At 71.8% G+C, this 23,516-nt stretch carries 22 protein-coding genes; 4 read left to right on the top strand and 18 right to left on the bottom strand.

Features of this window, described 5'->3' with window-relative positions; translation table 11 throughout:
- The first annotated feature begins 112 nt into the window (after positions 1 to 112).
- Both JOE38_RS04295 and JOE38_RS04300 read left to right on the top strand, forming a co-directional pair.
- Positions 113 to 1,030 (top strand): methyltransferase domain-containing protein, encoded by a 918-nt coding sequence (locus JOE38_RS04295; protein WP_204575007.1) that lies wholly within the window; start codon positions 113 to 115, stop codon positions 1,028 to 1,030.
- 217 nt (positions 1,031 to 1,247) lie between these two features.
- The gene (locus JOE38_RS04300) at positions 1,248 to 2,615 is read left to right on the top strand and encodes a PP2C family protein-serine/threonine phosphatase (protein WP_204575008.1); all 1,368 of its coding nucleotides are present in this window, start codon (positions 1,248 to 1,250) and stop codon (positions 2,613 to 2,615) included.
- A gap of 135 nt (positions 2,616 to 2,750) precedes the next feature.
- Here the strand turns inward: JOE38_RS04300 and JOE38_RS04305 are convergent, their stop codons facing one another.
- From JOE38_RS04305 to JOE38_RS04330, 6 genes are all read right to left on the bottom strand, one after another.
- On the bottom strand, positions 2,751 to 3,188 hold the full coding sequence (locus JOE38_RS04305) for a GNAT family N-acetyltransferase (RefSeq protein ID WP_204575010.1): 438 nt from the start codon (positions 3,186 to 3,188) through the stop codon (positions 2,751 to 2,753).
- Between the two features lie 4 nt (positions 3,189 to 3,192).
- Positions 3,193 to 3,609, bottom strand: coding sequence for a cytochrome c oxidase subunit 4 (locus JOE38_RS04310; protein WP_204575011.1), 417 nt, complete (start codon positions 3,607 to 3,609; stop codon positions 3,193 to 3,195).
- Position 3,610: 1 nt separating this feature from the next.
- Positions 3,611 to 5,356: an aa3-type cytochrome oxidase subunit I gene (gene ctaD / locus JOE38_RS04315; protein WP_172405937.1), complete on the bottom strand. Its 1,746-nt coding sequence runs from the start codon at positions 5,354 to 5,356 to the stop codon at positions 3,611 to 3,613.
- 10 nt (positions 5,357 to 5,366) lie between these two features.
- Positions 5,367 to 6,278, bottom strand: coding sequence for an aa3-type cytochrome oxidase subunit II (gene ctaC, locus JOE38_RS04320; protein WP_204575013.1), 912 nt, complete (start codon positions 6,276 to 6,278; stop codon positions 5,367 to 5,369).
- Between the two features lie 124 nt (positions 6,279 to 6,402).
- Entirely contained in the window at positions 6,403 to 6,765 is a 363-nt protein-coding gene (gene erpA, locus JOE38_RS04325) for an iron-sulfur cluster insertion protein ErpA (protein WP_012298767.1), read from the bottom strand.
- Between the two features lie 134 nt (positions 6,766 to 6,899).
- Positions 6,900 to 8,321, bottom strand: coding sequence for a dipeptidase (locus tag JOE38_RS04330; RefSeq protein WP_204575015.1), 1,422 nt, complete (start codon positions 8,319 to 8,321; stop codon positions 6,900 to 6,902).
- A 40-nt stretch (positions 8,322 to 8,361) separates the two neighbouring features.
- Here JOE38_RS04330 and JOE38_RS04335 point away from each other — a divergent pair, with 40 nt between their 5' ends.
- Complete coding sequence (locus JOE38_RS04335) at positions 8,362 to 8,955, top strand: DUF3043 domain-containing protein (RefSeq protein ID WP_204575016.1); 594 nt, start codon at positions 8,362 to 8,364, stop codon at positions 8,953 to 8,955.
- A 58-nt stretch (positions 8,956 to 9,013) separates the two neighbouring features.
- Here JOE38_RS04335 and JOE38_RS04340 read toward each other — a convergent pair whose 3' ends face one another.
- The 3 genes from JOE38_RS04340 to hisD all read right to left on the bottom strand — a co-directional run bounded on the left by JOE38_RS04340 (position 9,014) and on the right by hisD (position 11,907).
- Positions 9,014 to 10,048, bottom strand: coding sequence for a quinone-dependent dihydroorotate dehydrogenase (locus tag JOE38_RS04340; RefSeq protein ID WP_204575018.1), 1,035 nt, complete (start codon positions 10,046 to 10,048; stop codon positions 9,014 to 9,016).
- A 63-nt stretch (positions 10,049 to 10,111) separates the two neighbouring features.
- On the bottom strand, positions 10,112 to 10,585 hold the full coding sequence (nrdR, locus tag JOE38_RS04345; RefSeq protein WP_204575020.1) for a transcriptional regulator NrdR: 474 nt from the start codon (positions 10,583 to 10,585) through the stop codon (positions 10,112 to 10,114).
- A gap of 17 nt (positions 10,586 to 10,602) precedes the next feature.
- Positions 10,603 to 11,907 (bottom strand): histidinol dehydrogenase, encoded by a 1,305-nt coding sequence (gene hisD / locus JOE38_RS04350; protein ID WP_204577121.1) that lies wholly within the window; start codon positions 11,905 to 11,907, stop codon positions 10,603 to 10,605.
- A gap of 61 nt (positions 11,908 to 11,968) precedes the next feature.
- On the opposite strand from hisD, the gene JOE38_RS04355 reads away from it, so the two are divergent.
- On the top strand, positions 11,969 to 12,484 hold the full coding sequence (locus JOE38_RS04355) for a flavin reductase family protein (RefSeq protein ID WP_204575022.1): 516 nt from the start codon (positions 11,969 to 11,971) through the stop codon (positions 12,482 to 12,484).
- A gap of 46 nt (positions 12,485 to 12,530) precedes the next feature.
- Here JOE38_RS04355 and dnaE read toward each other — a convergent pair whose 3' ends face one another.
- The 9 genes from dnaE to murC form a co-directional block, all read right to left on the bottom strand.
- Positions 12,531 to 15,992 carry a DNA polymerase III subunit alpha gene (gene dnaE / locus JOE38_RS04360; protein WP_239545055.1) on the bottom strand — a complete coding sequence of 1,154 codons (3,462 nt, stop codon included), beginning with the start codon at positions 15,990 to 15,992 and terminating at the stop codon, positions 12,531 to 12,533.
- 127 nt (positions 15,993 to 16,119) lie between these two features.
- On the bottom strand, positions 16,120 to 17,037 hold the full coding sequence (locus JOE38_RS04365) for an RluA family pseudouridine synthase (RefSeq protein WP_204575025.1): 918 nt from the start codon (positions 17,035 to 17,037) through the stop codon (positions 16,120 to 16,122).
- A gap of 129 nt (positions 17,038 to 17,166) precedes the next feature.
- Complete coding sequence (locus JOE38_RS04370) at positions 17,167 to 17,820, bottom strand: DivIVA domain-containing protein (protein ID WP_204575026.1); 654 nt, start codon at positions 17,818 to 17,820, stop codon at positions 17,167 to 17,169.
- Between the two features lie 139 nt (positions 17,821 to 17,959).
- Positions 17,960 to 18,259, bottom strand: a complete 300-nt coding sequence (locus JOE38_RS04375; RefSeq protein ID WP_015490517.1) for a YggT family protein — start codon at positions 18,257 to 18,259, stop codon at positions 17,960 to 17,962.
- A 66-nt stretch (positions 18,260 to 18,325) separates the two neighbouring features.
- Positions 18,326 to 18,820 (bottom strand): cell division protein SepF, encoded by a 495-nt coding sequence (locus JOE38_RS04380; RefSeq protein ID WP_204575028.1) that lies wholly within the window; start codon positions 18,818 to 18,820, stop codon positions 18,326 to 18,328.
- A 46-nt stretch (positions 18,821 to 18,866) separates the two neighbouring features.
- On the bottom strand, positions 18,867 to 19,598 hold the full coding sequence (locus tag JOE38_RS04385) for a YggS family pyridoxal phosphate-dependent enzyme (RefSeq protein WP_204575030.1): 732 nt from the start codon (positions 19,596 to 19,598) through the stop codon (positions 18,867 to 18,869).
- On the bottom strand, positions 19,595 to 20,734 hold the full coding sequence (gene ftsZ / locus JOE38_RS04390; protein WP_204575032.1) for a cell division protein FtsZ: 1,140 nt from the start codon (positions 20,732 to 20,734) through the stop codon (positions 19,595 to 19,597). The genes JOE38_RS04385 and ftsZ overlap by 4 nt, the downstream gene beginning before the upstream one ends.
- A 137-nt stretch (positions 20,735 to 20,871) precedes the next feature.
- Positions 20,872 to 22,086 (bottom strand): FtsQ-type POTRA domain-containing protein, encoded by a 1,215-nt coding sequence (locus JOE38_RS15900; protein ID WP_307838831.1) that lies wholly within the window; start codon positions 22,084 to 22,086, stop codon positions 20,872 to 20,874.
- Positions 22,083 to 23,513 (bottom strand): UDP-N-acetylmuramate--L-alanine ligase, encoded by a 1,431-nt coding sequence (gene murC / locus JOE38_RS04400; RefSeq protein ID WP_204575034.1) that lies wholly within the window; start codon positions 23,511 to 23,513, stop codon positions 22,083 to 22,085. Before murC ends, JOE38_RS15900 begins: the two co-directional genes overlap by 4 nt.
- Positions 23,514 to 23,516: the final 3 nt, after the last annotated feature.

Below are 23,516 nucleotides of genomic sequence, written 5' to 3' on the forward strand. Positions count from 1 at the left end.
CCACCCCGTCCCCGCTCACGGCGGACGATGACCGAGAGCCGGTCCGGCGACACGCTGGACCGGCTCTCGTGCGTCCGCCCGCCGCATCCGTCACCACCTTCGAGGAGCACCCGTGGATCTCGTCCGGCTCGCATCGTGGCTCCGCTGCCCGACCTGCGGCGAGGGCCTCCACGCCGTGCCACCGCTCGTCCTCCGCTGCGACCGCGGCCACGCCGTCGACGTCAACAAGCGGGGCTACGCCTCCCTGCTCGCGCCGGGCACCCGTGTCACCGGCGACTCGTCCGGAATGCTCGCGGCCCGGAGCGGCTTCCTCGAGCGCGGCCACTACGCGCCGCTGGTCGACGCGCTGATCCGTGCGCTCACGGCGGCCATGAGCCGTCAGGACGATTCCGCGGCGAGCTCGGCGCTGGCGTCGGCCGGCGGGCTCCGCATCCTCGACGCCGGATGCGGGACGGGGCACTATCTGCACGGTGTCCTCGACCGGTTCCCCGGTGCGACCGGCCTGGCGGCCGACCTCTCCCCCGCGGCCGTCGCGATCGCGGTGCGCAGCAGGCACGACGTGGACGGACTGGTCGCCGACACCTGGGCGGCCCTCCCCCTGCGCGACGGCGTGGCCGACGTGATCCTCGACGTGTTCGCGCCGCGCAACCTGCCCGAGTTCCACCGTGCGCTCAGTCCGGGCGGGCATGTGGCCATCGTCGCCGCTGGGCCGCATCACCTGGCGGAGCTCCGGGACGAGGGTCGCGCCGTGGGCGTCCAGGAGGACAAGCGGGAGCGCATCCTCGGGGCCGCCGATGCCCTCTTCGAGGCCGTGTCGGAGACGCGCGTGCAGCGCGTCCTGCGCTTGTCCGATGAGGACGTCGACCTGCTGCTGGGCATGGGTCCGTCCGCCCACCATCCGCCCGGCCAGGACGCCCTCGAGCTGCCCTCCCCCGTCGACGCGACAGCGGCCGGCGCCATCCGGCAGGGCGTCACGATCGACGTGATGATCCACGTGCTGCGCCGGCGCGAGCGGAACGCCCCGGCCTGACCCTCGACCGATCAGGGCACGCCGATGCACGTCGGTCACCCTCCCGAGCGCCACAGCACGCCCGACCGCGGGTAGCGTGGTGGACGTCACACTGCTGCTGCCGGGGGGAAGCGGTTCCCTCGGCGTCGTCCCTCCCGGTGGGGGCCCCGCTCTCGCGACGGGCGGATCCTCTTGCGGATCTCCCGCCGAGCCCGACCCAGGGAACACGGACCGCACCTTGCTCGACTCGCTCACCCTCCGCGTGGCCTTCGGCGTCACCACCCTCACGCTGTTCCTGCTGTTCGCCCTCGTGACCTTCCGCAGCACGCGATCGCCGTTCAGCTTCTGGTGGTGCGCCGCGCTGGCCCTCTTCATGGGCGGCTCGCTCGCCTACCTCCTGGACGGGACGACCGCGCAGGGGTGGAGCAACCCGCTGGGCAACGGGCTCATCGTGGCCGGTGCGGCGTCGGTGTGGATGGGGAGCCGATCCCTCCGCGAGCGGGAGACGCCCTGGTGGCTCGTGGCGAGTCCCGCGACGCTCATCACGGTCGTGTCCGCCGCGGACTCCCCTGCCACGAACGACTGGTCCGGCGGTCCGCTCTACCTGGCGCTCATGGCCAGCCTCATCGGGATGTCCACCCGCGAGATCGTCATGCTGGACGCGGGGCTGTCCCGGACCCGGTGGCCGCTCATCCTGGCGTCGGGGGCGCTGGCGGCCTACTACGTGGTCCGGACGGTCGTGTTCCTCGTCGCCGGTCCGCGGAGCGACGCGTTCGTCGAGTGGTTCGGCACCCCGAGCACCACGCTGATCACGATGCTGCTCCTGGTCGTCGTGTCGTTCAGCATGGCGTCGCTCAGCGGTGAGCAGGTGGCGAAGATGTTCGCCGCGCGGGCCGCGACGTCCCGTCAGGAGCTCGTCGACGGCGGCGGCGTGCAGCGACGTCTCCTGCCGCAGACCGTCCCGGATCTGCCCGGCTACGAGGTCGCCGGGTCGTGCGTCCCCAGCGGCGCGGTGAGCGGCGACTTCTTCGACTGGCAGCGCACGCGGGACGGCCTCGTCGTCACGCTCGCCGACGTCATGGGGAAGGGGGTGGGCGCCGCGATGATCGCGGCGACGGTCCGCGCCGCGCTCCGCGTCGCCTCCCCCGCCCTCGACCCCGCCCGGACGCTCTCCGTGGTGGATCGCGCGGTGGTGTCGGACCTCGACGCGAACGACGCCTTCGTCACCCTCCTGCACTTCCGCCTCGACGCCCGCAGCGGGGAGATCGCCCTCGTCGACGCGGGCCACGGGCTCTCCGTCGTCTGCCGCGCCGACGGCCGGCGGGAGCCCGTGCCGTCGCGTCATCTCCCTCTCGGCGTGCTGGGCACGCAGGAGTGGACCACGACGACCATCCGGCTCGATCCCGGTGACATGCTGCTCGTCTGCAGCGACGGGGTCCTGGATCTCTTCGACGGCACCTCCGCCTCGATGGACATCGCCGCCCGGACGGCCGCCGGTGCTGCGACCACGGCTCATGCCGCCGTCACGAGCCTCACGCGCCTGGCGACGACGCCACCCGACGACGTCACCGTCGTGGCGATCCGGCGGGCCGCCTCGCCACGCTGAACCCCGGAATCGCAGCTCGTGTCGCCCCCGTCGCCATCGCCGCGGCTCCGTCGGCGGCCCGGCTCCGCCGCGCACCGGACGCGACGAAGCCCGGCCCCCTCGGGGGCCGGGCTTCGTCGATGCGTCAGCGAGCGTCTAGCGCAAGAGCTTCTTGTAGAACTCGGCCGTCCGCTCGTAACCGAGGCGCTTGTAGAACTCGCCCGCCCGACGCGTGCTCATCGTGATCTGCCCGACGCCGCGATCCCCGCACAGCCGTTCGACCGCGCCGACCAGCGCGGACCCCGTCCCGGCGCTGCGCGCCGTGGTGTCGACCACGAGCTCCTCGAGGTGCGCGCTCAGCCCACCCGCGTACAGGAGCCGCGACACCACGAGGTACGCGTAGCCGACGACCCGGCCGCCGTCCTCGGCGACCAGCAGGACGTCCCGTCCCACGTCCTTGTTGGCACGGAGGATGTGGGAGAACGTGACGTCGAAGTCGTCCCGAGTCGCCGGGGCGTTGATCATGTCGAGCTGCTGGCAGAGGGCGAAGACCGCGTCCCCGTCCGATGCCTGGGCGTGCCGGATGTCGACCATCGGATCAGCGCGCGAAGTAGCCGCGGTAGTACTCGTAGGTCCAGCCCACGAGCGCGATGATCGCCAGCCCGCCGCCGATGATCGCGATCCAGATGCCCACGGCGAGGCCGAGGAACACGGATGCGGCGCCGGCCGCGAGGATCACGGGCCACCAGCTCCAGGGGCTGAAGAACCCGAGCTCCGGGTCGCCGTCGTCGACGTTGGCGTCGCTGCGGTCCTCCGGGAGCTCGCCGTTCTGGGCGGCGTAGAGCCGGGCCACGAAGAAGCCGATGAACGCCGCCAGCACGCCGGAGAGCGCGATGGCCAGGGTGCCCACCCATTCGACCGTGTTCTGGTCGATCAGGTGCCAGACCGTGTACGCGGCCGCCGCGATGACGAAGAAGACCGCGAGGACGTAGAAGAGGTTCCTATTGGCGCGCACGTCACTTCACCTTGTCGCTGGAGATGTCGTAGGTCGCGGCATCGGGAGCGTCCTTGGCCGGACCGATTCCCACGGGGATGCCCGCCTCGGGGTGGTTGAGGTCGAAGGCCGGGGCCTCCGAGCGGATGCGCGGGATAGACGTGAAGTTGTGCCGCGGCGGCGGGCACGAGGTCGCCCACTCGAGCGAGCGGCCGTAGCCCCACGGATCGTTCACGGTGACGCGCGGCGCCGTGCGGGCGGTGATCCAGACGTTCAGGAAGAACGGGATCATCGACAGCGCGAGGATGCCGGCGCCGATGGTGGACAGCTGGTTCATCCACGTGAAGTCGTCCTCGGGCTGGTACGTCGCGTAGCGACGCGGCATGCCCATGACGCCCAGCCAGTGCTGGATGAGGAACGTCGTGTGGAAGCCGATGAACAGCAGCCAGAAGTGGACCTTGCCGAGGCGCTCGTTGAGCATCGTGCCCGTCCACTTCGGCCACCAGAAGTAGAAGCCGGAGAACATGGCGAACACGACGGTGCCGAAGACCACGTAGTGGAAGTGCGCGACGACGAAGTACGTGTCGGACACGTGGAAGTCGAGCGGGGGCGACGCGAGGATGACGCCGGTGAGACCGCCGAACGTGAACGTGATGAGGAATCCGATGGCCCAGAGCATGGGCGTCTCGAACGTGACCGAGCCGCGCCACATGGTGCCGATCCAGTTGAAGATCTTCACGCCCGTGGGGACCGCGATGAGCATGGTCATGAGCGAGAAGAACGGCAGCAGGACGGATCCGGTGACGTACATGTGGTGCGCCCACACCGTGACCGAGAGGGCCGCGATGGAGATGGTCGCGTACACGAGCGTCTTGTACCCGAAGATCGGCTTGCGGCTGAAGACCGGGAAGACCTCGGAGACGATGCCGAAGAACGGCAGGGCGATGATGTACACCTCGGGGTGCCCGAAGAACCAGAAGAGGTGCTGCCACAGGATGGCGCCGCCGTTGGCCGGGTCGTAGATGTGCGCGTCGAAGATGCGGTCGGCACCGAGGCCGAACAGCGCCGCCGCGAGCACCGGGAACGCCATCAGCACGAGGATCGACGTCACGAGGATGTTCCACGTGAAGATGGGCATGCGGAACATCGTCATCCCGGGCGCGCGCATCGTGATGATGGTCGTCACGAAGTTCACCGCGCCGAGGATCGTCCCGAAGCCGCTGAGCGCCAGGCCCATCACCCAGAGGTTCCCTCCCAACCCTGGCGAGAACGTCGTGCTGGACAGCGGCGCGTACGCGAACCATCCGAACGAGGCCGCTCCGGCCGGGGTGAGGAAGCCGGCGACCGCGATGAGCGAGCCGAAGTTGAACAGCCAGTACGCGAACGCGTTGAGTCGCGGGAACGCGACGTCCGGAGCGCCGATCTGCAGCGGCATGAGCACGTTGGCGAAGCCCGCGAAGAGCGGCGTCGCGAACATGAGCAGCATGATCGTGCCGTGCATGGTGAAGAGCTGGTTGTACTGCTCCTTCGTCTCCACCACGTGCAGGCCCGGCTCGAAGAGCTGGGCGCGGATGACGAGCGCCATGACCCCGCCGAGGCAGAAGTAGAGGAACGAGGTGATCAGGTACAGGTACCCGATGGTCTTGTGGTCGGTGGAGGTGATCCAGTTGACCACGACGTTGCCGCGACGCTCGGCCTTGCCGGAGCCGTCGAGGACCTTCGCCTGACCCGCGGGGATCGCGGTGGGACGGTTCAGTGTCGATGTCACGATGTGTGCCCTACTTCTCGGACGACTCGGTGGTGGCCGGCACGTCGGTGCCGGGGAGGTTCTGCAGGCGGTCGTAGTCCTTGCCGAGGTCGCCGGCGAACCCGGCCGCCTTCTGCTTCTCGATGTACGCGTTGTACTCGTCGATCGAGACGACCTTGACCTGGAAGAGCATGAGCGAGTGGTACTCGCCGCAGAGCTCGGCGCACTTGCCCATGTACGTCCCCTCCTTCTCGGGGATGAACGTCATGTAGTTGGTCTTGCCCGAGATGAGGTCCTTCTTGTAGAGGAAGTCCACGACCCAGAAGGAGTGCAGCGTGTCACGGGTGTTGAGCTCGAGCTCGACCTTGGTGTTGACCGGCAGGTAGAGCGTGGGGAGCTTGTCCTTGTCGATGGAGCCCTGGGGGCCGTTCGGGTCGTCGACGGCCTGGACGCCCTGCTCGTAGGCGCCGCCCTCGATGGGCTGGCCGGCCTCGGTCTCGCCGCCGAGGTAGTTGAAGTCCCACGCCCACTGCTTGCCGAAGACCTGGACCTTGACCTCGGGCTTGTCGAAGCGGGCCTCGATGGCGGCCTGGTCCTTGGCGGTGAACGCGAAGAAGCCGAGGACGAGGATCAGCGGCACGATCGTGTAGAAGATCTCGATCGGCATGTTGTAGCGCATCTGCACGGGCAGGCCGGTCTGGCCCTTGCGGCGGCGGTACACGACCGCGGCCCAGATGGTGAGGCCCCACGTGAGGACGCCCACCGCGAGGAGGACGATCCAGGCCGTGACCCACAGTCCGATGACCGAATCGACGTGGTTGGTCGTGCCCGGTTCCGTCGGCAGGAATCCCTGGAGCTGCTGCTGGGTGCACCCCGCGAGGAGTATCGAGATGCCCAGGGCGACGGGAATCGTCAGCCAACGTTGACGGCGAGTGAAGCGCACGTGCAGACCCTTCGGAGAACCGGATGTGACGAGTTCCACACTACGCGACAGGGAGCCGCCCGAAGGACGACTCCCTGCTCGGGCCCCGTGTTTCCGGGCCCAGATCCGCTTACCGTTCCGTGTGTCAGTGGAACGAGTCACCGCACGCGCACGAACCGCCCGCGTTCGGGTTGTCGATGGTGAAGCCCTGCTTCTGGATGGTGTCCTCGAAGTCGATCGTGGCGCCGTCGAGGTACGGGACGCTCATCTTGTCGACGATGACCTCGACCCCGTCGAAGTCGACCGTCGCGTCGCCGTCGAGCTCGCGCTCGTCGAAGTAGAGCTGGTAGATGAGGCCGGAGCAGCCGCCGGGCTGGACGGCGACGCGGAGGCGGAGGTCCTCGCGGCCCTCCTGCTGGAGCAGGCTCTTGACCTTGCTCGCCGCGGTGTCCGTGAGTCCGACGCGGTGGGCCGCCTCGGCGGTCTCGGTCAGCGTGGTGTCGGTCATGAGCACTCCTCGGGTGGTGGGATCTGCGGTCGGGCGACTCCGGTGGAGTCTACGTCGTGCAACCGCGGGAGTCACCCGGGTGTTCCCGTCCGCCGGCCCGATCCGTCATGTGCTCCTGGACCGGAACGCGACCGTCAGCTGCGGCGGGCGATGCGCGACAGGAGGACGGCCTCGCTGAGGATCGCGCGCTGCAGCACGCCGAGGTGCTGCGACTCGTTCGGGCTGTGCGCGCGGGTGTCCGGGTCCTCCACCCCGGTGACGAGGATCTGCGCGGAGGGGAAGGCCTGCACGAGGTCGGCGATGAACGGGATGGATCCGCCGATGCCGGTCTGCACGGGCGCGCGGCCCCAGCCCGCCGTCATCGCGGCGGTGGCCTCGGCCATCGCCCAGCCGCTCGTGTCGACGAGGAACGGATCGCCCTGGTCGACGTCGCTAATCTCGACGTGCGCGCCGAAGGGACGGTTCCCCTGGATGTGCGCCTCGAGGGCGCGGTACGCGTCCGCGCCGGTCTGCCCGGGGGCGATGCGCGCGCTGAGGCGCACGGACACCTCCGGGAGGAGCGTGTTGCTCGCGTTGGCGACCGAAGGCGCGTCGATCCCCGTCACGGTGATGGACGGCTGCGCCCACAGGCGCGTGAGGATCGGGCCGGTGCCCACGGGCGAGACGCCCGGCAGGAGCGCGGCCTCCTCCGCGAGGCGCGCGTCGTCGTAGGCGGGCGTGTCCATCCCGGTCGAGGTGAGGCCCGCGACCGCGACGGATCCGCTCTCGTCCCACAGGGTGTCCAGGAGGCGGACGGTCGCCATCATCGCGTCGGGGACGGCGCCGCCGAACATGCCCGAGTGGGACGCGTGGTCGAGCGTGCGCACCGTGAGGCGGAACGTGACGTTGCCGCGGAGGGCGACGGTGATGGAGGGGGTGTCGACGTCCCAGTTGTCGCTGTCGGCGACGACGATGACGTCGGCCGCGAGGGCGTCGTGGTGCGTCGCGAGGAAGTCGGAGAAGGAGCGGGATCCGGCCTCCTCCTCGCCCTCGATGAAGACGGCGAGGCCGAGGTCGAGGTCGTCGCCCTCCGCCTCGACGAGCGCGCGGATGGCCGCGACGTGCGTCATGATGCCGGCCTTGTCGTCGGAGGCGCCGCGCCCGTGCAGGCGGTCGCCGCGGAGGGTGGGCTCGAAGGGCGGGGTCTCCCAGTGCTCGTCCGCGCCGGGGGGCTGCACGTCGTGGTGCGCATAGAGGAGGACGGTGGGCTTGCCGTTCCGCGCGACGCGCGTGGCGAGGACGGCCGGCTGCCCGTCGTCGCCCGACGGCGTCGAGGCGCGGTGGACGGAGACGTCGTCGAAGACGCCGAGCCCCGCGAGCAGGCCCGCGACGGCGTCCGCGCTGGCCACGACGTGGGTCGGGTCGAAGGCCGGCCAGGAGACGGAGGGGATGCGCACGAGCGCCGAGAGGTCGGCGATCGTGGTGGGCAGCCCGCCCGCGACGACGGCGGCGAGCCGGTCGACGGCCTCCTGGTCCGGTGCGGTCACGGCGTCTGCGGAGGTGTCGGGAGGCGTCATGCAGGTAATCTTAGATTCACTCCAGGCAAGGACGAGAGACGTGGCGAAGCAGCAGACCCCCGCAGAGACCCCCTCCGAGACGAGCGCACCGGTGCCCGTCGACGGCCGCACGGCCGACGGGAAGAAGGGCCCCACCCCGACCCGTCGGGAGCGGGAGGCCGCGAACCTCCGCCCGCTCGTGCCCCAGGACCGCAAGCTCGCGGCGCAGCAGGCCAAGGAGAAGGCGCGCGAGGCACGCGCCCGCGCCAACGCTGGCATGGCCGCGGGCGACGAGCGCTACCTGCCCGTCCGCGACAAGGGCCCGCAGAAGCGGTACGCCCGCGACGTCGTGGACGCCCGCTGGAGCGTCGGCGAGCTGCTCCTGCCCGTGATGGGCGTCGTGGTGGTGCTCACGTTCGTGCTGCCGAACCTGTCGGCGATCCCGCTGCTGTCGATCTACGTCTTCGTCATCGCCGCGATCATCGACGCGTACCTCACGGGGCGCCGCGTGCGGGCCGCCATCGCCGCCCGCGTCGGCGCCGACCGCGTCGAGCGCGGCATCCGCTGGTACACCGGCATGCGCACCATCCAGATGCGGCCGATGCGCCTGCCGAAGCCGCAGGTGAAGCGCCGCGAGAAGGTCACCTTCAGCTGATCGACGCCCGCGGGCCCGGACCGGGCGCGCGACCGCTCCGTCGCTCGGGGAGCGCGGGTCAGCGTGAGCGGCGGATCCGAGCGAGGCCGGTGTTGACCGACCGCGCCCAGAGCGGACCGCGGTAGAGGAAGGCCGTGTAGCCCTGCACCAGGGTGGCGCCCGCGTCGAGCCGCGCCTGGACGTCGGCAGCCGTGTCCACACCGCCGACCGAGATGACGCACGCCTCGGACGGCAGGACGCGGCGCAGGATCCGAAGCACCTCGACCGCGCGCGGGGCGAGCGGCGCACCGGACAGGCCGCCGGCGCCGGCCGCCTCGACGACCGCCGCGTCGGTGCGGAGGTCCGCGCGGGACAGGGTCGTGTTCGTGGCGATGACGCCGGCGAGGCCGAGCTCGGTGGCGAGCTCCGCGATCCGCTCGACCTCGGCGTCCTGCAGGTCGGGCGCGATCTTGACGAGGACGGGCACGCCGTCCGCCGCGTCGCGGATGCTCGTGAGGAGCGGCCGGAGCAGCTCGATCTCCTGCAGGCCGCGGAGGCCCGGCGTGTTCGGCGAGCTGACGTTGATCGCGAGGTAGTCGGCCACGGGGGCGACGAGGCGCGTGGACGTGACGTAGTCGGCGACCGCGTCCTCCACGGCGACGGCGCGCGTCTTGCCGATGTTGACGCCGATGACGGGCCGGTCGGGCCGGGCCCGCAGGCGACGGAGCCGGTCGGCCAGGGCCGCCGCTCCCCCGTTGTTGAAGCCCATCCGGTTGATGACGGCGCGGTCCTCGACGAGCCGGAACAGGCGCGGGCGCGGGTTGCCGGGCTGCGCCGCGGCGGTGACCGTGCCGACCTCCACGTGGCCGAAGCCGAGCTGGCCGAGTCCGAGCACGGCCTGCGCGTCCTTGTCGAAGCCGGCGGCCACGCCGAACGGCGACGGGAAGCGGAGGCCGAGCGCGTCGACCGCGAGCGACGGATCCGGTGCGGTCAGCCGCCGGGCGATCCAACCGAGGCCGGACGACGGGAGGAGGGCGATGGCCGTGGACGCGAGGTGGTGGGCGTCCTCCGGATCCATGCGCGACAGGACCGTGCGGAAGAGGAGGGGATACATCGGCACCAGGCTAGCGCCTGCGCGGGCCCCCGTCGGCTGCCCCGGTCCGGGTCGCGGCGGGGCTCAGGGCGCGTCGACGTCGGGGGTCGCCGCGTGCGCGACGCGCAGCTGCGCGATGGCCGACTCGAAGTCGTCGAGCGAGTCGAAGCCCTGGTAGACGCTGGCGAAGCGGAGGTACGCGACCTCGTCGAGCTCGCGGAGCGGCGGGAGGATGCTCAGCCCGATGTCGTTCGCCTCGATCTGCGACGCGCCGGTGGCCCGGATCGCCTCCTCCACGCGCTGCGCGAGGACCGCCAGGTCGGTGTCGGTGACGGGACGCCCCTGGCACGCCTTGCGGACGCCGGTGACGATCTTCTCCCGGCTGAACGGCTCGACCACGCCGTTGCGCTTGATCACGCTGAGGCTCGCGGTCTCCGTCGTGCTGAAGCGGCGGCCGCACTCGGGGCACTGCCGGCGCCGGCGGATCGACAGCCCGTCGTCGCTCGTGCGGGAGTCGACGACGCGGGAGTCGGGGTGGCGGCAGAAGGGGCAGAACATGGTGTGGCCAGGATACGTCAGGGCGTGAGGCGCGCCGTCACCGCGTCGCCGTGCGCGGGCAGGTCCTCGGCCCGGCTGAGCGCGACGATCATCGGCTCGGCCTCACGGAGAGCATCGGCGTCGTAGCGCACCACCTGCTGCGGGCGGAGGAACGTGTACGCGCCGAGGCCCGAGCCGAAGCGGGCCTGGCCGCCCGTGGGGAGCACGTGGTTGGATCCGGCGAGGTAGTCGCCGAGGCTCACCGGCGAATGCGGACCCAGGAAGATCGCGCCGGCGCTGTGCAGGTGCGCGAGCAGGGCGTCCGGGTCGGCGGTCTGGACGGAGAGGTGCTCGGGGCCGTACGCGTCGCTGTAGCGCGCGGCCGTGACGAGGTCGTCGACCACGAGGATCGCCGACTGCGGGCCGGTGAGCGCCTGGCCGACGCGGCCCGCGTGTCCGGTGGTCGCGGCCAGGGCCTCGACCTCGGCGTCGACCGCGCGCGCGAGCTCGGGCGAGTCGGTGACCAGGACGGAGGCGGCCATCTCGTCGTGCTCCGCCTGGCTGACGAGGTCGGCGGCCACGAGGCGCGCGTCGGCCTGCGCGTCCGCGATGACGAGGATCTCGGTCGTGCCGGCCTCGGAGTCGATGCCCGTGACGCCGCGCACGACGCGCTTGGCGGCGGCCACGTAGATGTTGCCGGGGCCGGTGACGACGTCGACGGGCTCGAGGCCGAGATCCGGCACTCCGTGCGCGAAGGCCCCGATGGCCCCGGCGCCGCCCATCGCGTAGACCTCGTCCACGCCGAGGAGGCCGGCCGCGCCGAGGATGACCGGGTGCACGGATCCGCCGTGCGCGGCCTGCGCGGGCGAGGCGAGGGCGATGCTCGCCACTCCCGCGACCTGCGCGGCCACGACGTTCATCACGACGCTCGACGGGTAGACGGCCTTGCCGCCGGGGACGTAGAGGCCCACCCGGCGCACCGGCTGCCAGCGCTGGACGATGGTGCCGCCGGGCACGACCGTGGTGGTGGTCTCCGGCGGGACCTGCGCGGCGGATCCCAGGCGCACGCGGCGGATGGCCTCCTCGAGGGCCGCGCGCACGGCGGGGTCGAGCGACTCCACGGCGGCGGCGATGTCCGCGGCGGGCACGCGCAGCGACTCCGGGCGCACGCGGTCGAGCCGCTCCGCCTGGTCGAGCAGGGCCGCGCTCCCCCGGGTGCGCACGTCCTCGACGAGCTCGCGCGCCACGTCGAGCGCGACGGCGACGTCGGTGACGGGACGCGGGAGGAGGTCGAGCAGGTCGGCGGTGCTGGGCGTGGTGCCGCGGAGGTCCTGGATGCGCATCATGACTCCGGAAGTCTACCGAGCGGGCGCGTGGCGGATCCGGCGGCTAGCGTCTCCAGGCATGGACGCGCACCCCGTCACCACGCTCGCCGAGGCCCCGGGCCAGGCCGCCTTCCGCGCTGCGTTCCGGCGCCACGCCGCGGGCGTCGCGGTCGTCACGACCCGCGATGCCCAGGGCTCCCCCGTCGGCTTCACGGCGACGTCGCTCGCCTCCGTCTCGGCGGATCCGCCGCTCGCCAGCTTCAGCCTGGCGCGCACGGCGTCGAGCGCCGCCGCCCTCGCGGCGGCCGACCACGTCGCGATCCACGTGCTCGGCGCGCGCGACCGGCACCTCGCGGAGCGGCTCAGCGGCCCGGCCTCCGAGCGCTTCGCGGGCGACCACTGGTCCTCCGGCCCGCACGGCCTCCCCGTGCTCACGGGCGGGACGGCGCTCCTCGTCGCCCGGATCGTCGAGCGGGTTCACGTGCACGACGCGGTCGTCGTGATCGTGCGGATCGAGGACGGCGGGACCGGCGTGGACGACGACCCGCTCGTCTACCACGCGCGCCGCTACCTGCGGCCGGGCGCCGAGGCCTGAGCCCCGACCGTCTGCGCGTCGGCGCCCGGGCGGCCGGATCCCCGGATCAGCCCAGGCAGTTCGGCCCGAGCAGCGACTTCAGCTCCCCGTAGAGGTCGGCGCTCACGGTGACCGGGAACGGGATCTCGAAGACGCGTCCCGTATCGCCCTTCACGAGCTGCAGCCGCACCTCGGTGTCGCCCGAGTGGCGGATGAGCACGTCGTTGAGGCCCATGACGGTCTCCGTCGTCGCGCGGTTCTCCGCGAGGCTGATGAGCAGCGGGCCGGACCCGAGGCTCTGCCCGAGGTCGGGCTGGAACATCGAGAAGGCGTGGATGTTCATGCCGTCGTCGCGCGTGGACACGCGTCCGCGGATCACCACGACGGTGTCGCTCTGGAGGGCCGGCGCGAACTCCTGGTACGCCTTGCCCATGAACATGCAGGTGATCTCGCCGCCGAAGTCCTCGAGCTGCACCATGCCGTACTGGTTGCCGGAGTTCCGCGCGGTGCGGTGCTGCACGCTCGTGAGCAGTCCCGCGAGCGTGACCGTCTCGCCGTCCATCGAAGCGTCGGTCGCCAGCAGCTCGGCGATGCCCGTCGAGGCGAGCTTCGCCAGCGGGATCTCGAGCCCGGCCAGCGGGTGGTCGGAGACGTAGAGCCCGAGCATCTCCCGCTCGAAGGCGAGCTTGTCGCGCTTCGCCCACTCCGGCCGCTCGGGCACCTTGCGCGCGTGCTGCGGCTCGTCCCACAGGCTGTCGAAGTCGAACCCGACCTGCCCGTTCATGGCCGCGCGCTTGTCGCTGACGGAGGCGTCGATCATGCCCTCGTGCACCTCGAGGAGCGCCCGGCGGGTGTCGCCCAGCGAGTCGAAGGCGCCGGCCTTGATGAGCGACTCCACGGTGCGCTTGTTCGCGACCGGCAGCGGCACCTTCTTGAGGAAGTCGTCGAAGGACTCGAACGCGCCCTGCTCGGTGCGCGCGCCGCGGAGGGCCTCGACCACGTTCGCGCCGACGTTGCGCACGGCGCCGAGCCCGAACCGGATGTCCGCTCCCGCTGCCGCGAAGAAGCCGATGGACTCGTTCACGTCCGGCGGCAGCACCTTGATGCCCATGCGGCGGCACTCGTTGAGGTACAGCGCCATCTTGTCCTTGGAGTCGCCGACGCTCGTGAGGAGCGCGGCCATGTACTCGGCCGGGTAGTGGGCCTTGAGGTACGCGGTCCAGTACGACACGACGCCGTACGCCGCGGAGTGCGCCTTGTTGAACGCGTAGTCGGAGAACGGCAGCAGGATGTCCCAGAGCGCCTTCACCGCGGCCATCGAGTAGCCGTTGTCCTTCATGCCCTGCGAGAAGCCCTCGAACTGCTTGTCCAGCTCCGACTTCTTCTTCTTGCCCATCGCGCGGCGGAGCAGGTCGGCCTGCGCGAGCGTGAAGCCCGCGAGCTTCTGCGCCACCGACATCACCTGCTCCTGGTACACGATGAGGCCGTGCGTGGTGCCGAGCACCTCGCGCAGCGGCTCCTCGAGCTCCGGGTGGATCGGGGTGATCTCCTGCAGGCCGTTCTTCCGCAGCGCGTAGTTCGTGTGCGAGTTGGCGCCCATGGGGCCCGGCCGGTACAGCGCGATGACAGCCGAGATGTCCTCGAAGTTGTCGGGCTTCATCATGCGCAGGAGCGAGCGCATGGGACCGCCGTCGAGCTGGAAGACGCCGAGGGTGTCGCCGCGGGCGAGCAGGTCGTACGCGCCCTGGTCGTCGAGGCCCAGGTCCTCGAGCACGAGCTTCTCGCCGCGGTTGGACTCGATGTTGTTGAGCGCGTCGTCGATGATCGTGAGGTTGCGCAGCCCCAGGAAGTCCATCTTGATGAGGCCGAGCGACTCGCACGCGGGGTAGTCGAACTGCGTGACGATCTGGCCGTCCTGCTCCCGCTTCATGATCGGGATGATGTCGATGAGCGGCTCGCTCGACATGATGACGCCGGCCGCGTGCACGCCCCACTGGCGCTTGAGGTTCTCGATGCCCTGCGCGGTCTCGAAGACCTTCTGCGCCTCGGGGTCCATCGCGAGCACCTCGCGGAAGTCGCCGGCCTCGCGGTAGCGCGGGTGGTCGGTGTCGAGGATGCCGGACAGCGGGATGTCCTTGCCCATGATCGCGGGCGGCATGGCCTTCGTGAGCTTGTCGCCCATGGAGAACGGGTAGCCGAGCACGCGGCTGGAGTCCTTCAGCGCCTGCTTGGCCTTGATGGTGCCGTAGGTGACGATCTGCGCGACGCGCTCGTCGCCGTACTTGTCGGTCACGTACCGGATGACCTCGCCGCGGCGACGGTCGTCGAAGTCGACGTCGAAGTCGGGCATGGAGACGCGGTCGGGGTTGAGGAACCGCTCGAACAGCAGTCCGTGCTCCAGCGGGTCGAGGTCGGTGATGCCCATGGCGTACGCGACCATCGAGCCGGCGCCGGATCCGCGGCCGGGGCCCACGCGGATCCCGTTCTCCTTGGACCAATTGATGAAGTCGGCGACGACGAGGAAGTAGCCCGGGAAGCCCATCTGCGCGATGACCCCGACCTCGTAGTCGGCGCGCTTGCGCACGTCGTCCGAGAACCCACGCGGGTAGCGGCGCACGAGGCCGCGCTCGACCTCCTTGACGAACCAGGTCTGCTCGCTCTCGCCCTCGGGCACCGGGTAGCGCGGCATGTAGTTCGCGGACTCGTTGAACTGCACGTCGCACCGCTCGGCGATGAGCAGCGTGTTGTCGCAGGCCTCCTCGTGGTCGCGGAAGAGGTGGCGCATCTGCTGCGCGGTCTTGAGGTAGAACTCGTCGGCGTCGAACTTGAAGCGGTTGGGGTCGTCGAGCGTGGTGCCGGATTGGACGCACAGGAGCGCCGCGTGGCTCGTCGCGTCGTGCTCGTGCGTGTAGTGCAGGTCGTTGGTAGCGACGAGCGGGAGGCCGAGGTCCTTCGCGAGCCGGTGCAGGTCGGTCATGATCCGTCGCTCGATGCCGAGCCCGTGGTCCATCACCTCGCAGAAGTAGTTCTCGGCGCCGAAGATGTCGCGGAAGTCCGCCGCGGCCTTCACGGCCTCGTCGTACTGGCCGAGGCGGAGGCGCGTCTGCACCTCGCCGGACGGGCAGCCGGTGGTGGCGATGAGGCCCTTCGCGTAGGTGCTGAGGAGCTCGCGGTCCATGCGGGGCTTGAAGTAGTAGCCCTCGAGCGAGGCGCGCGACGAGAGCCGGAACAGGTTGTGCATGCCCTCCGTCGTCTCAGCGAGCATCGTGAGGTGCGTGTAGGCGCCGGATCCGGAGACGTCGTCCTGGCCGCCGTTGCCCCACCGGATGCGCGTGCGGTCGCCGCGGTGCGTGCCCGGCGTGATGTACGCCTCGGTGCCGATGATGGGCTTCACGCCCGCGGCCTTCGCCTGCTTCCAGAAGTCGAACGCGCCGAACACGTTGCCGTGGTCGGTGATGGCGACGGCCGGCATCTTCTGCTCGGCGGCGGCCTGCACGAGCGGGCCGACGCGGGCCGCCCCGTCGAGCATCGAGTACTCGCTGTGGACGTGGAGATGGACGAACGAGTCGTTGCGGGGCACGGGTCTCTTCTACTGGTCGATCGACGGTGTGGCCATCATAGGCAGGCTCCGGGAGGCCCCTCGGGCGTGTCGCGGATCAGTCGCGCAGGACGTCGAGCGCGTGCTGCAGGTCGGCCGGGTAGGTGCTCGAGAACGACGCGCGGTCGCCCGTGGCGGGGTGCGTGATCTCGAGCCGCATGGCGTGCAGCCACTGCCGGTGGAGGTCGAGCTGGGCCGAGAGGGTCGGGTCGGCGCCGTACATCGCGTCGCCCGCGCAGGGGTGGCGCTGCGCGGCCATGTGCACGCGGATCTGATGGGTGCGGCCGGTCTCCAGGTGCACCTCGAGCAGCGCCGCGCGGCGGAACGCCTCGAGCGTCTCGTAGTGCGTGACGGACGGCTTGCCGTCGGCGGTGACCGCGAACTTCCAGTCGCTGCGCGGGTGGCGGCCGATGGGCGCGTCGATGGTGCCCGCGAGCGGATCCGGATGGCCCTGGACGACCGCGTGGTAGATCTTCTCGACCTCGCGGTCGTGGAACTGGCGCTTGAGCTCCGTGTACGCGCGCTCGGTCTTGGCGACCACCATCAGGCCGCTGGTGCCCGCGTCCAGCCGGTGGACGATGCCCTTCCGCTCCTCCGCGCCCGAGGTGCTGAGGCGGAAGCCGGCGGCGGCCAGCGCCCCGAGGACGGTGGGCCCCGTCCAGCCGACGCTCGGGTGCGCCGCGACGCCGACGGGCTTGTCGACGACCACGATGTCGTCGTCGTCGTGGACGATGCCGAGGTCGGGGACGGCGAGCGGGACGACCGAGGGCTCCTGTCGCGGCTGCCAGCTGACGGCGAGCATGGATCCGCCGACGAGGCGGTCGGACTTGCCCGCTTCCCGCCCGTCCTGCGTCACGCCGCCGGCTTCCGCGACCTCGGCCGCGAAGCTCCGGGAGAAGCCGAGCAGCCGGGCGAGGCCCGCGTCGACGCGCTGGCCGTCGAGCCCGTCGGGGACGGGGATGGTGCGGTGCTCCATCGGGGGACCTCTTCCGGTGCGGGGCGGGATGCGCGGATGCGGGGGCGCGAACGACGACGGCGACGCGGGACCCCGTGGCTCCGAGGAGCCGGGTCCCGCGCCGCCGTCGGGCGCGCGGGTGGTGCGGTGCTAGTTGCCGAACGAGGCGGTGGCGGGCGCCTCGCTGGAACCGGCGGAGTCCAGCTCGCGGAGCTGGCCCTCGATGTAGCCCTTGAGCTTGGTGCGGTACTCGCGCTCGAACGTGCGCAGCTCGTCGATGCGGCCCTCGAGGACCTGGCGCTCCTTCTCCAGGGCGGCGGTCTTCGAGCGCTGCTCCGCCTCGGCCTCGGCGGCGATGCGGGCGGCGGTGGCGTGCGCCTCGGCGACGAGCGCGTCGCGCTTCTCGACGCCCTCGCGGACGTGCTCCTCGTGGAGCTTGCGGGCGAGCTTCAGGAGGCTGCTCGTGCTGGAGGTCTCGTCGTCATCGCCGGCGGCCGGGGCGGCGGGCGCCTGGGCGACGAGGGGGGCCGGCTCGGGCTCCGGGGTGGGCTCCGGCTCGACGACGACGGGGGCCTGCTCGACCGCGGCGGGCGCGGGAGCGGGGGTGTCGATGACGGTGGTCGCGGCCGGGGCGGCGTCGCCCGACGAGAGGCGCTGGCGCAGCTCCTCGTTCTCCTGGTGGAGGCGTCGCAGCTCGACGACCACCTCGTCGAGGAAGTCGTCGACCTCGTCCTGGTCGTATCCCTCGCGGAACTTGGTCGGCTGGAAACGCTTGTTGACGACGTCTTCAGGAGTGAGAGCCATGGCCTGCCACCTCTTTTGTGCGTAGAGCGGGGTCCGCAGGAGCGGACGGGGATTCGGGACAACGTGCGACCCAACGCTATCAGCGGAACGCGTCGCTCCGGGGACCCGCGCGCGGATCGGCGGACGCGGCGGACCCGCCTCAGCGCATCAGGGAGCTGGCGACGTTGAACAGGATGATCGCCACGAGCATCGTGATCATCCAGCCGAAGTCGAGCGCGACCGGGCCGAGGCGCAGCGGCGGGATGAGGCGACGGACGAAGCCGATGGGCGGATCCGTGACCGTGTAGGAGGCCTCGGCGACGATGAGCATCGCGCCGCGCGGACGCCACTGCCGCGACAGCGACTGGACCAGGTCGAGGACGAACCGGCCCCACATGCAGATGATGAACGCCAGGAGGGCGAACCACAGGACGGTGGCGACGATGTTGACGATGATCACGGACACAAGTATGGCGGGCGCCGATGGGAGGTCCCGTCGACGCCCGCCATCGCGGGGCTCGGTGGATCAGCGTCCGAAGAAGGAGGCCTCGACCTCGGCCTCGGTGGCCGACTGCTCGCCGGACACGGCGACGTGCGACGGCGACAGGAGGAAGACCTTCGCCGTGACGCGCTCGATCTTGCCGTAGAGGCCGATGGACAGGCCGCTCGCGAAGTCGATGAGGCGACGCGCGTCGTCGTCCGTCATCTGCGAGAGGTTGATGATGACCGGCACGCCCTCGCGGAAGTTCTCGGCGATGACCTGCGCGTCCTTGTAGGCCTTGGGGTGGACGGTGAGGATCTCGTTCATTTCAGCCGGCGCCGCATTCCTTGTGGTGGTCGAGGGCTTGTGCAGGGGGGTCACGGGTGCGCGCTTCGCCTGCTGCTGGGGAGCGGGGACGGGCGTCGGGACGGCCTGCACGGGCGACTGCTGCTGCTGCGCGGGCTGCTGCCCCTGCTGGTACTCGAGCTCCTCGTCGGCGAGTCCCAGGTACACCATGGTCTTGCGAAGTGGGTTGGCCATCATTCCTCTTTCCGGGTCGGCCTCCGACCGGACCGCACTGTCGACATTAAGGGCCGCCGGGTCGCTTTCCCGTGATTGCCGATCCGATCCGAAGGTGTGTCGCGCCCTCGAGGAGCGCCTCGTGGAGATCGCCGGACATGCCGGCGGAGATGGCGCTCGCCTCGGGCAGGATGCGGCGCACGTCGTCGGAGATGCCGCGGAGGCGCGCGAACGCGCGCCGGGGCTCCCCGTCGTCGGGCGCGACCGCCATGACGCCGAGGACGCGGATGCCGGGGGCGGCCGCCGCGTGCTCGGCGAGGGCCTCGGCCTCCGCCGGCGGGACGCCGCCGCGCCCCGCGTCGTCCGTGAGGTTCACCTGCAGGAACACGCGCGTCTCCTGCTCGTCGGACGCGAGCGCGTCGACGAGGGAGAGGCGGTCGACGGAGTGGATCACCGAGGCGTAGCGGCGGACCTGCCTGGCCTTCTTGCCCTGGAGCTGGCCCACGAAGTGCCAGGCGACGCCCGTGCCCTCGAGCTCGGCCGCCTTGCCCTGGGCCTCCTGGTGGCGGCTCTCGCCGAGGTCCCGGACGCCCAGGTCGACGAGGGCGCGCAGGAGCGAGACGGGCTGGAACTTGGTGACGACGATCGTCGTCACCTCGTCCGGCTGGCGGCCCGCCGCGCGGATCCCGTCGGCGACGTCCGCCTGCACGGACGCCCACCGCTCGGCGAGGCCGGGGTGGGCCTCGCCAGGGTGGGCGTCCGACGCGTGCGCGCCGCCGATCAGCGGAGCGTCGGTCACTTCAGGAAGTCGGGGATGTCCAGGTCGTCGCCGTCGTCCTCGAACGTCGGGTCGCTCGCGGGGACGGACGCGACGGGCGCCTCGGCCTGCGGGCGGGCCGGCGCCTGCTCGACGGCCTCGGGAGCGGCGACCGCTCCCCCGCCGGCGGCGACGAAGCCGCTGCGGCGGTTCTCGACCTTGGAGGCCGGCTCGCCGCCGTCGAAGCCCGCGGCGATGACGGTGACGCGCACCTCGTCGCCGAGGGTGTCGTCGATGACCGCGCCGAAGATGATGTTCGCCTCGGGGTGGACGGCCTCCTGCACCAGCTTGGCCGCGTCGTTGATCTCGAAGATGCCGAGGTTGGATCCACCCTGGATGGAGAGGAGCACGCCGTGGGCGCCCTCGATGCTCGCCTCGAGGAGGGGCGACGCGACCGCGAGCTCGGCGGCCTTGATGGACCGGTCGGCGCCGCGGGACGAGCCGATGCCCATGAGCGCGGATCCGGCGCCCTGCATGACCGACTTGACGTCGGCGAAGTCGAGGTTGATGAGGCCGGGGGTCGTGATGAGGTCGGTGATGCCCTGGACGCCCGCGAGGAGCACCTGGTCGGCGGTCGCGAACGCCTCGAGCATGCTGATGCCGCGGTCGCTGATCTCCAGGAGGCGGTCGTTCGGCACGACGATGAGGGTGTCGACCTCGTTCTTCAGCGTCGCGACGCCGAGCTCGGCCTGGGCCGAGCGGCGCTTGCCCTCGAAGCCGAAGGGCTTCGTGACGACGCCGATGGTGAGCGCGCCGATGGACTTCGCGATGCGGGCCACGACGGGCGCGCCGCCGGTTCCGGTGCCGCCGCCCTCGCCCGCGGTGACGAAGACCATGTCGGCGCCGGAGAGGGCCTCCTCGATCTCCTCCGCGTGGTCCTCGGCGGCGCGACGGCCGACCTCGGGGTCCGCGCCCGCGCCGAGGCCGCGGGTGATCTCGCGGCCGACGTCGAGCTTGACGTCCGCGTCGCTCATGAGCAGCGCCTGCGCGTCGGTGTTGATCGCGATGAACTCCACGCCCCGCAGACCGAGCTCGATCATGCGGTTGACGGCGTTGACGCCGCCACCGCCGATGCCGACGACCTTGATGACGGCGAGGTAGTTCTGGTTGTTCGACACGACGGGCCTCCGCTAGAACCTTCGACCTCCGGTGGAGGCTTAGAGTTTACTCAGTATGCATTTCCTGATCCCGACGTTAGGGGGCTCGGGGTCGGCGCGCCGACTCCCGTGCCGCGTGTCGCGAAGGCCGGGCGGGATCAGGGGCCGGCGACGGGCGCGTCGGGCGCCGAGACGTCGTACGAGCCGACGTCGCCCCGCGCCTTCACGAGCGCCTGCAGCACCTCGGCCTTGTCGACCGAGCGCTCGCCGCTCCCCCACAGCACCTTCTTGCCGCTGCGCAGCGTGAGCATCACGTCGTCGGTCGTGTTCGCCTGGATGCTGTCGACCTGCGGCAGGAAGTCCGCGGGCAGCGCGACCAGCACGGCGGCGGCGGCCTGGAAGCGCGGGGACGAGAAGTCCGCGCTCGGCAGGTCGATGAGCGGGTAGCCGTCGGGGCGCGCGGTGGACCGCTCGATCGTGATGCCCGCGGGATCCACGAGGTCGAAGCCCGCGCCCGACTGGATCACGGCGACGGGCGTGCGCTCGACGATGCGGATCACGAGCGTCGACGGCGGGCGGCTCTCGGTGCTGTAGCTGCGGATGAGGGGGAACGCGCGGAGCTCCTCCCCGACGCGGTCGAGGTCGACGAGCGGCAGCGGCGTGCCGACCTGGTCCGCGAGCGCCGCCTGGATGCTCGCGGGCGAGACGCGGTCGGCGCCCTCCACCTCGACGGTGCGGAGCGCGAGCAGCGGGGAGTACACGGCGATGCCGACGACGATCGCCAGGGTCACCACGGCTCCGAGCGCGCCGAGGAGCCCGGCGCGTCGGCGGCGCGCGCGCTGCGTGAAGCGGCGGACCTCCTGGCGCTCGTAGCGCTGCCGCTCGCGGCGGGCGCGGCGCAGTTGGCGGCGCGCCTCCGCGTCGCCGGTGGCCGCGCTCGCGGGGCGGGCGGGGCGGCGGGACCGGGGCGTGGGCTCCCCGTCCGCGTCCGCCGGCGTGCGCCGCCGGAACGGCTTCGGGGCGGCAGCCGCCTCCGCTGCCCCGCGCGCCCGGACGCCGACCCTGCCGAGGAGACCGCCCGTGCGCGCGGCGGCCTCCTCACGCCCGGTGCGCGGCGCGGGCGGGGCCTGCACCGGCGCCTGCTGGAGGTGCGGGAGGACGATGGGCTCGGTGTCCGGCTCGTCGTCGTCGCGCCACGCGGCGCGAGGGCGCGGGGCCGCGGGCGGCGGCGGCGTCGGGGTCGGCGTCGGCGCGGGCGTCACGGGCGCGGATCCGCGGCGGCGACGGGCGGGGGCGTCGGCCCCCTCGACGGGCGCGTCGGGCGTCGGCGGCTTCGGGACCCGGGGCCGGTCGAAGCCCTCGGGCCGCTTCACTCGCGGGGCCGGGCGGACGCGGCGGGCTGCGGGGATCCGGCGCCGCGCTCGAGCGCGCCGATCACCTGCGGGATGATCCGGTACACGTCGCCGCAGCTGAGTGTCACGACGAAGTCGCCGTCGCGCGCGATCTCCGCCGCGCGGTCGGCCGCCTGCTGCCAGTCGGGCAGGTAGTCCACGTGGCTCGGGTCCTGGAAGCGCTCGGAGACGAGGGCGCCGGTGACCCCGGGGATCGGGTCCTCGCGGGCGCCGAAGACGTCGAGCACGATGGTGTGGTCGGCGAGCTCCTCGTACACGCGCGCGAAGTCGCCGGCCATCATCTGCGTGCGGCTGTAGAGGTGCGGCTGGTGGACGGCGATGATGCGGCCGCCCCCGACGACCGTGCGCGCGGCCTCGAGCGCGGCGCGCACCTCGGTGGGGTGGTGCGCGTAGTCGTCGTAGACGCTCACGCCGCGGACCTCCGCGTGCAGCTCGAAGCGGCGGCCGGTGCCGGTGAAGCCGGCGAGTCCCGCGATCGCGTCGTCGGGATCCACGCCGAGGCCCACGAGCACGGCGTACGCGCCCGCGGCGTTGATCGCGTTGTGGCGGCCGGGGACGCGGAGCGCGGCGCGACGGGACACGCCGTCGTGGGTCAGCGTGAAGGCGACGGGGCCGTCGGTGACGATGTCGGTGATCCGGATGTCGGCCGCGGGGTCCTCGCCGAACGTGACGACGCGGCCCTCGATGCGGGCGGTCACGCGCCGCGCGCCCGGATCGTCGCTCGAGATGACGACGAGCTCGGATGCCGCGCTCGCGAAGCGCACGAACGCGTCGTCGAAGGCCTCGTGCGAGCCGTAGTGGTCGAGGTGGTCGGCGTCGACGTTGGTGATGAGCGCGACGGCCGTGTCGTAGAGGAGGAACGAGCCGTCGGACTCGTCGGCCTCGACGACGAACAGCTCCTCGGATCCGGGGGCGCTCGAGACGCCGAGCCCGCCGATCACGCCGCCGTTGACGAACGACGGGTCGCGGCCCGCCTCGAGGAGCGCGGTGACGATCATGCCGGTCGACGTGGTCTTGCCGTGCGCGCCCGCGACGGCGACGAGACGCTGGCCGCTGATGAGCCAGGCGAGCGCCTGCGAGCGGTGGAGGATCGGGAGGCCCCGCTCCTTCGCGAGCACGTACTCGGGGTTGTCCTGCCAGAGCGCGCCCGTGACGACGAGCGCCTCGGCATCGCCCACGTGCGCGGCGTCGTGGCCGACGTGGATCTCGGCGCCGAGCTCCCGGAGCGCCTGGACGGCGTCGGAGTCGCGGGAGTCGGATCCGGTGACGCGATGGCCCGCGGCGAGGAACAGGCGGGCGATGCCGCTCATGCCGGACCCGCCGATGCCCACGAAGTGGACGCGGCCGAGCTCGCTCGGGATGTCCATGGTCAGGTCGGGTGCGATCACGTG

The sequence above is a fragment of the Clavibacter michiganensis genome (genome assembly GCF_016907085.1).
GTDB lineage: Bacteria > Actinomycetota > Actinomycetes > Actinomycetales > Microbacteriaceae > Clavibacter > Clavibacter michiganensis_O.

Coding starts and splice junctions, on each gene's coding strand:
- hisD (WP_204577121.1), bottom strand. CDS start 11,907: ATGCGCATCCAGGACCTCCGCGGCACCACGCCCAGCACCGCCGACCTG.
- JOE38_RS04330 (WP_204575015.1), bottom strand. CDS start 8,321: ATGACGCCTCCCGACACCTCCGCAGACGCCGTGACCGCACCGGACCAG.
- JOE38_RS04365 (WP_204575025.1), bottom strand. CDS start 17,037: ATGGAGCACCGCACCATCCCCGTCCCCGACGGGCTCGACGGCCAGCGC.
- dnaE (WP_239545055.1), bottom strand. CDS start 15,992: ATGCTCGACGGGGCGGCCCGCGTCGGCCCGCTCGTGCAGGCCGCCGCC.
- JOE38_RS04340 (WP_204575018.1), bottom strand. CDS start 10,048: ATGTATCCCCTCCTCTTCCGCACGGTCCTGTCGCGCATGGATCCGGAG.
- JOE38_RS04355 (WP_204575022.1), top strand. CDS start 11,969: ATGGACGCGCACCCCGTCACCACGCTCGCCGAGGCCCCGGGCCAGGCC.
- nrdR (WP_204575020.1), bottom strand. CDS start 10,585: ATGTTCTGCCCCTTCTGCCGCCACCCCGACTCCCGCGTCGTCGACTCC.
- JOE38_RS04370 (WP_204575026.1), bottom strand. CDS start 17,820: ATGGCTCTCACTCCTGAAGACGTCGTCAACAAGCGTTTCCAGCCGACC.
- JOE38_RS04380 (WP_204575028.1), bottom strand. CDS start 18,820: ATGGCCAACCCACTTCGCAAGACCATGGTGTACCTGGGACTCGCCGAC.
- erpA (WP_012298767.1), bottom strand. CDS start 6,765: ATGACCGACACCACGCTGACCGAGACCGCCGAGGCGGCCCACCGCGTC.
- JOE38_RS04305 (WP_204575010.1), bottom strand. CDS start 3,188: ATGGTCGACATCCGGCACGCCCAGGCATCGGACGGGGACGCGGTCTTC.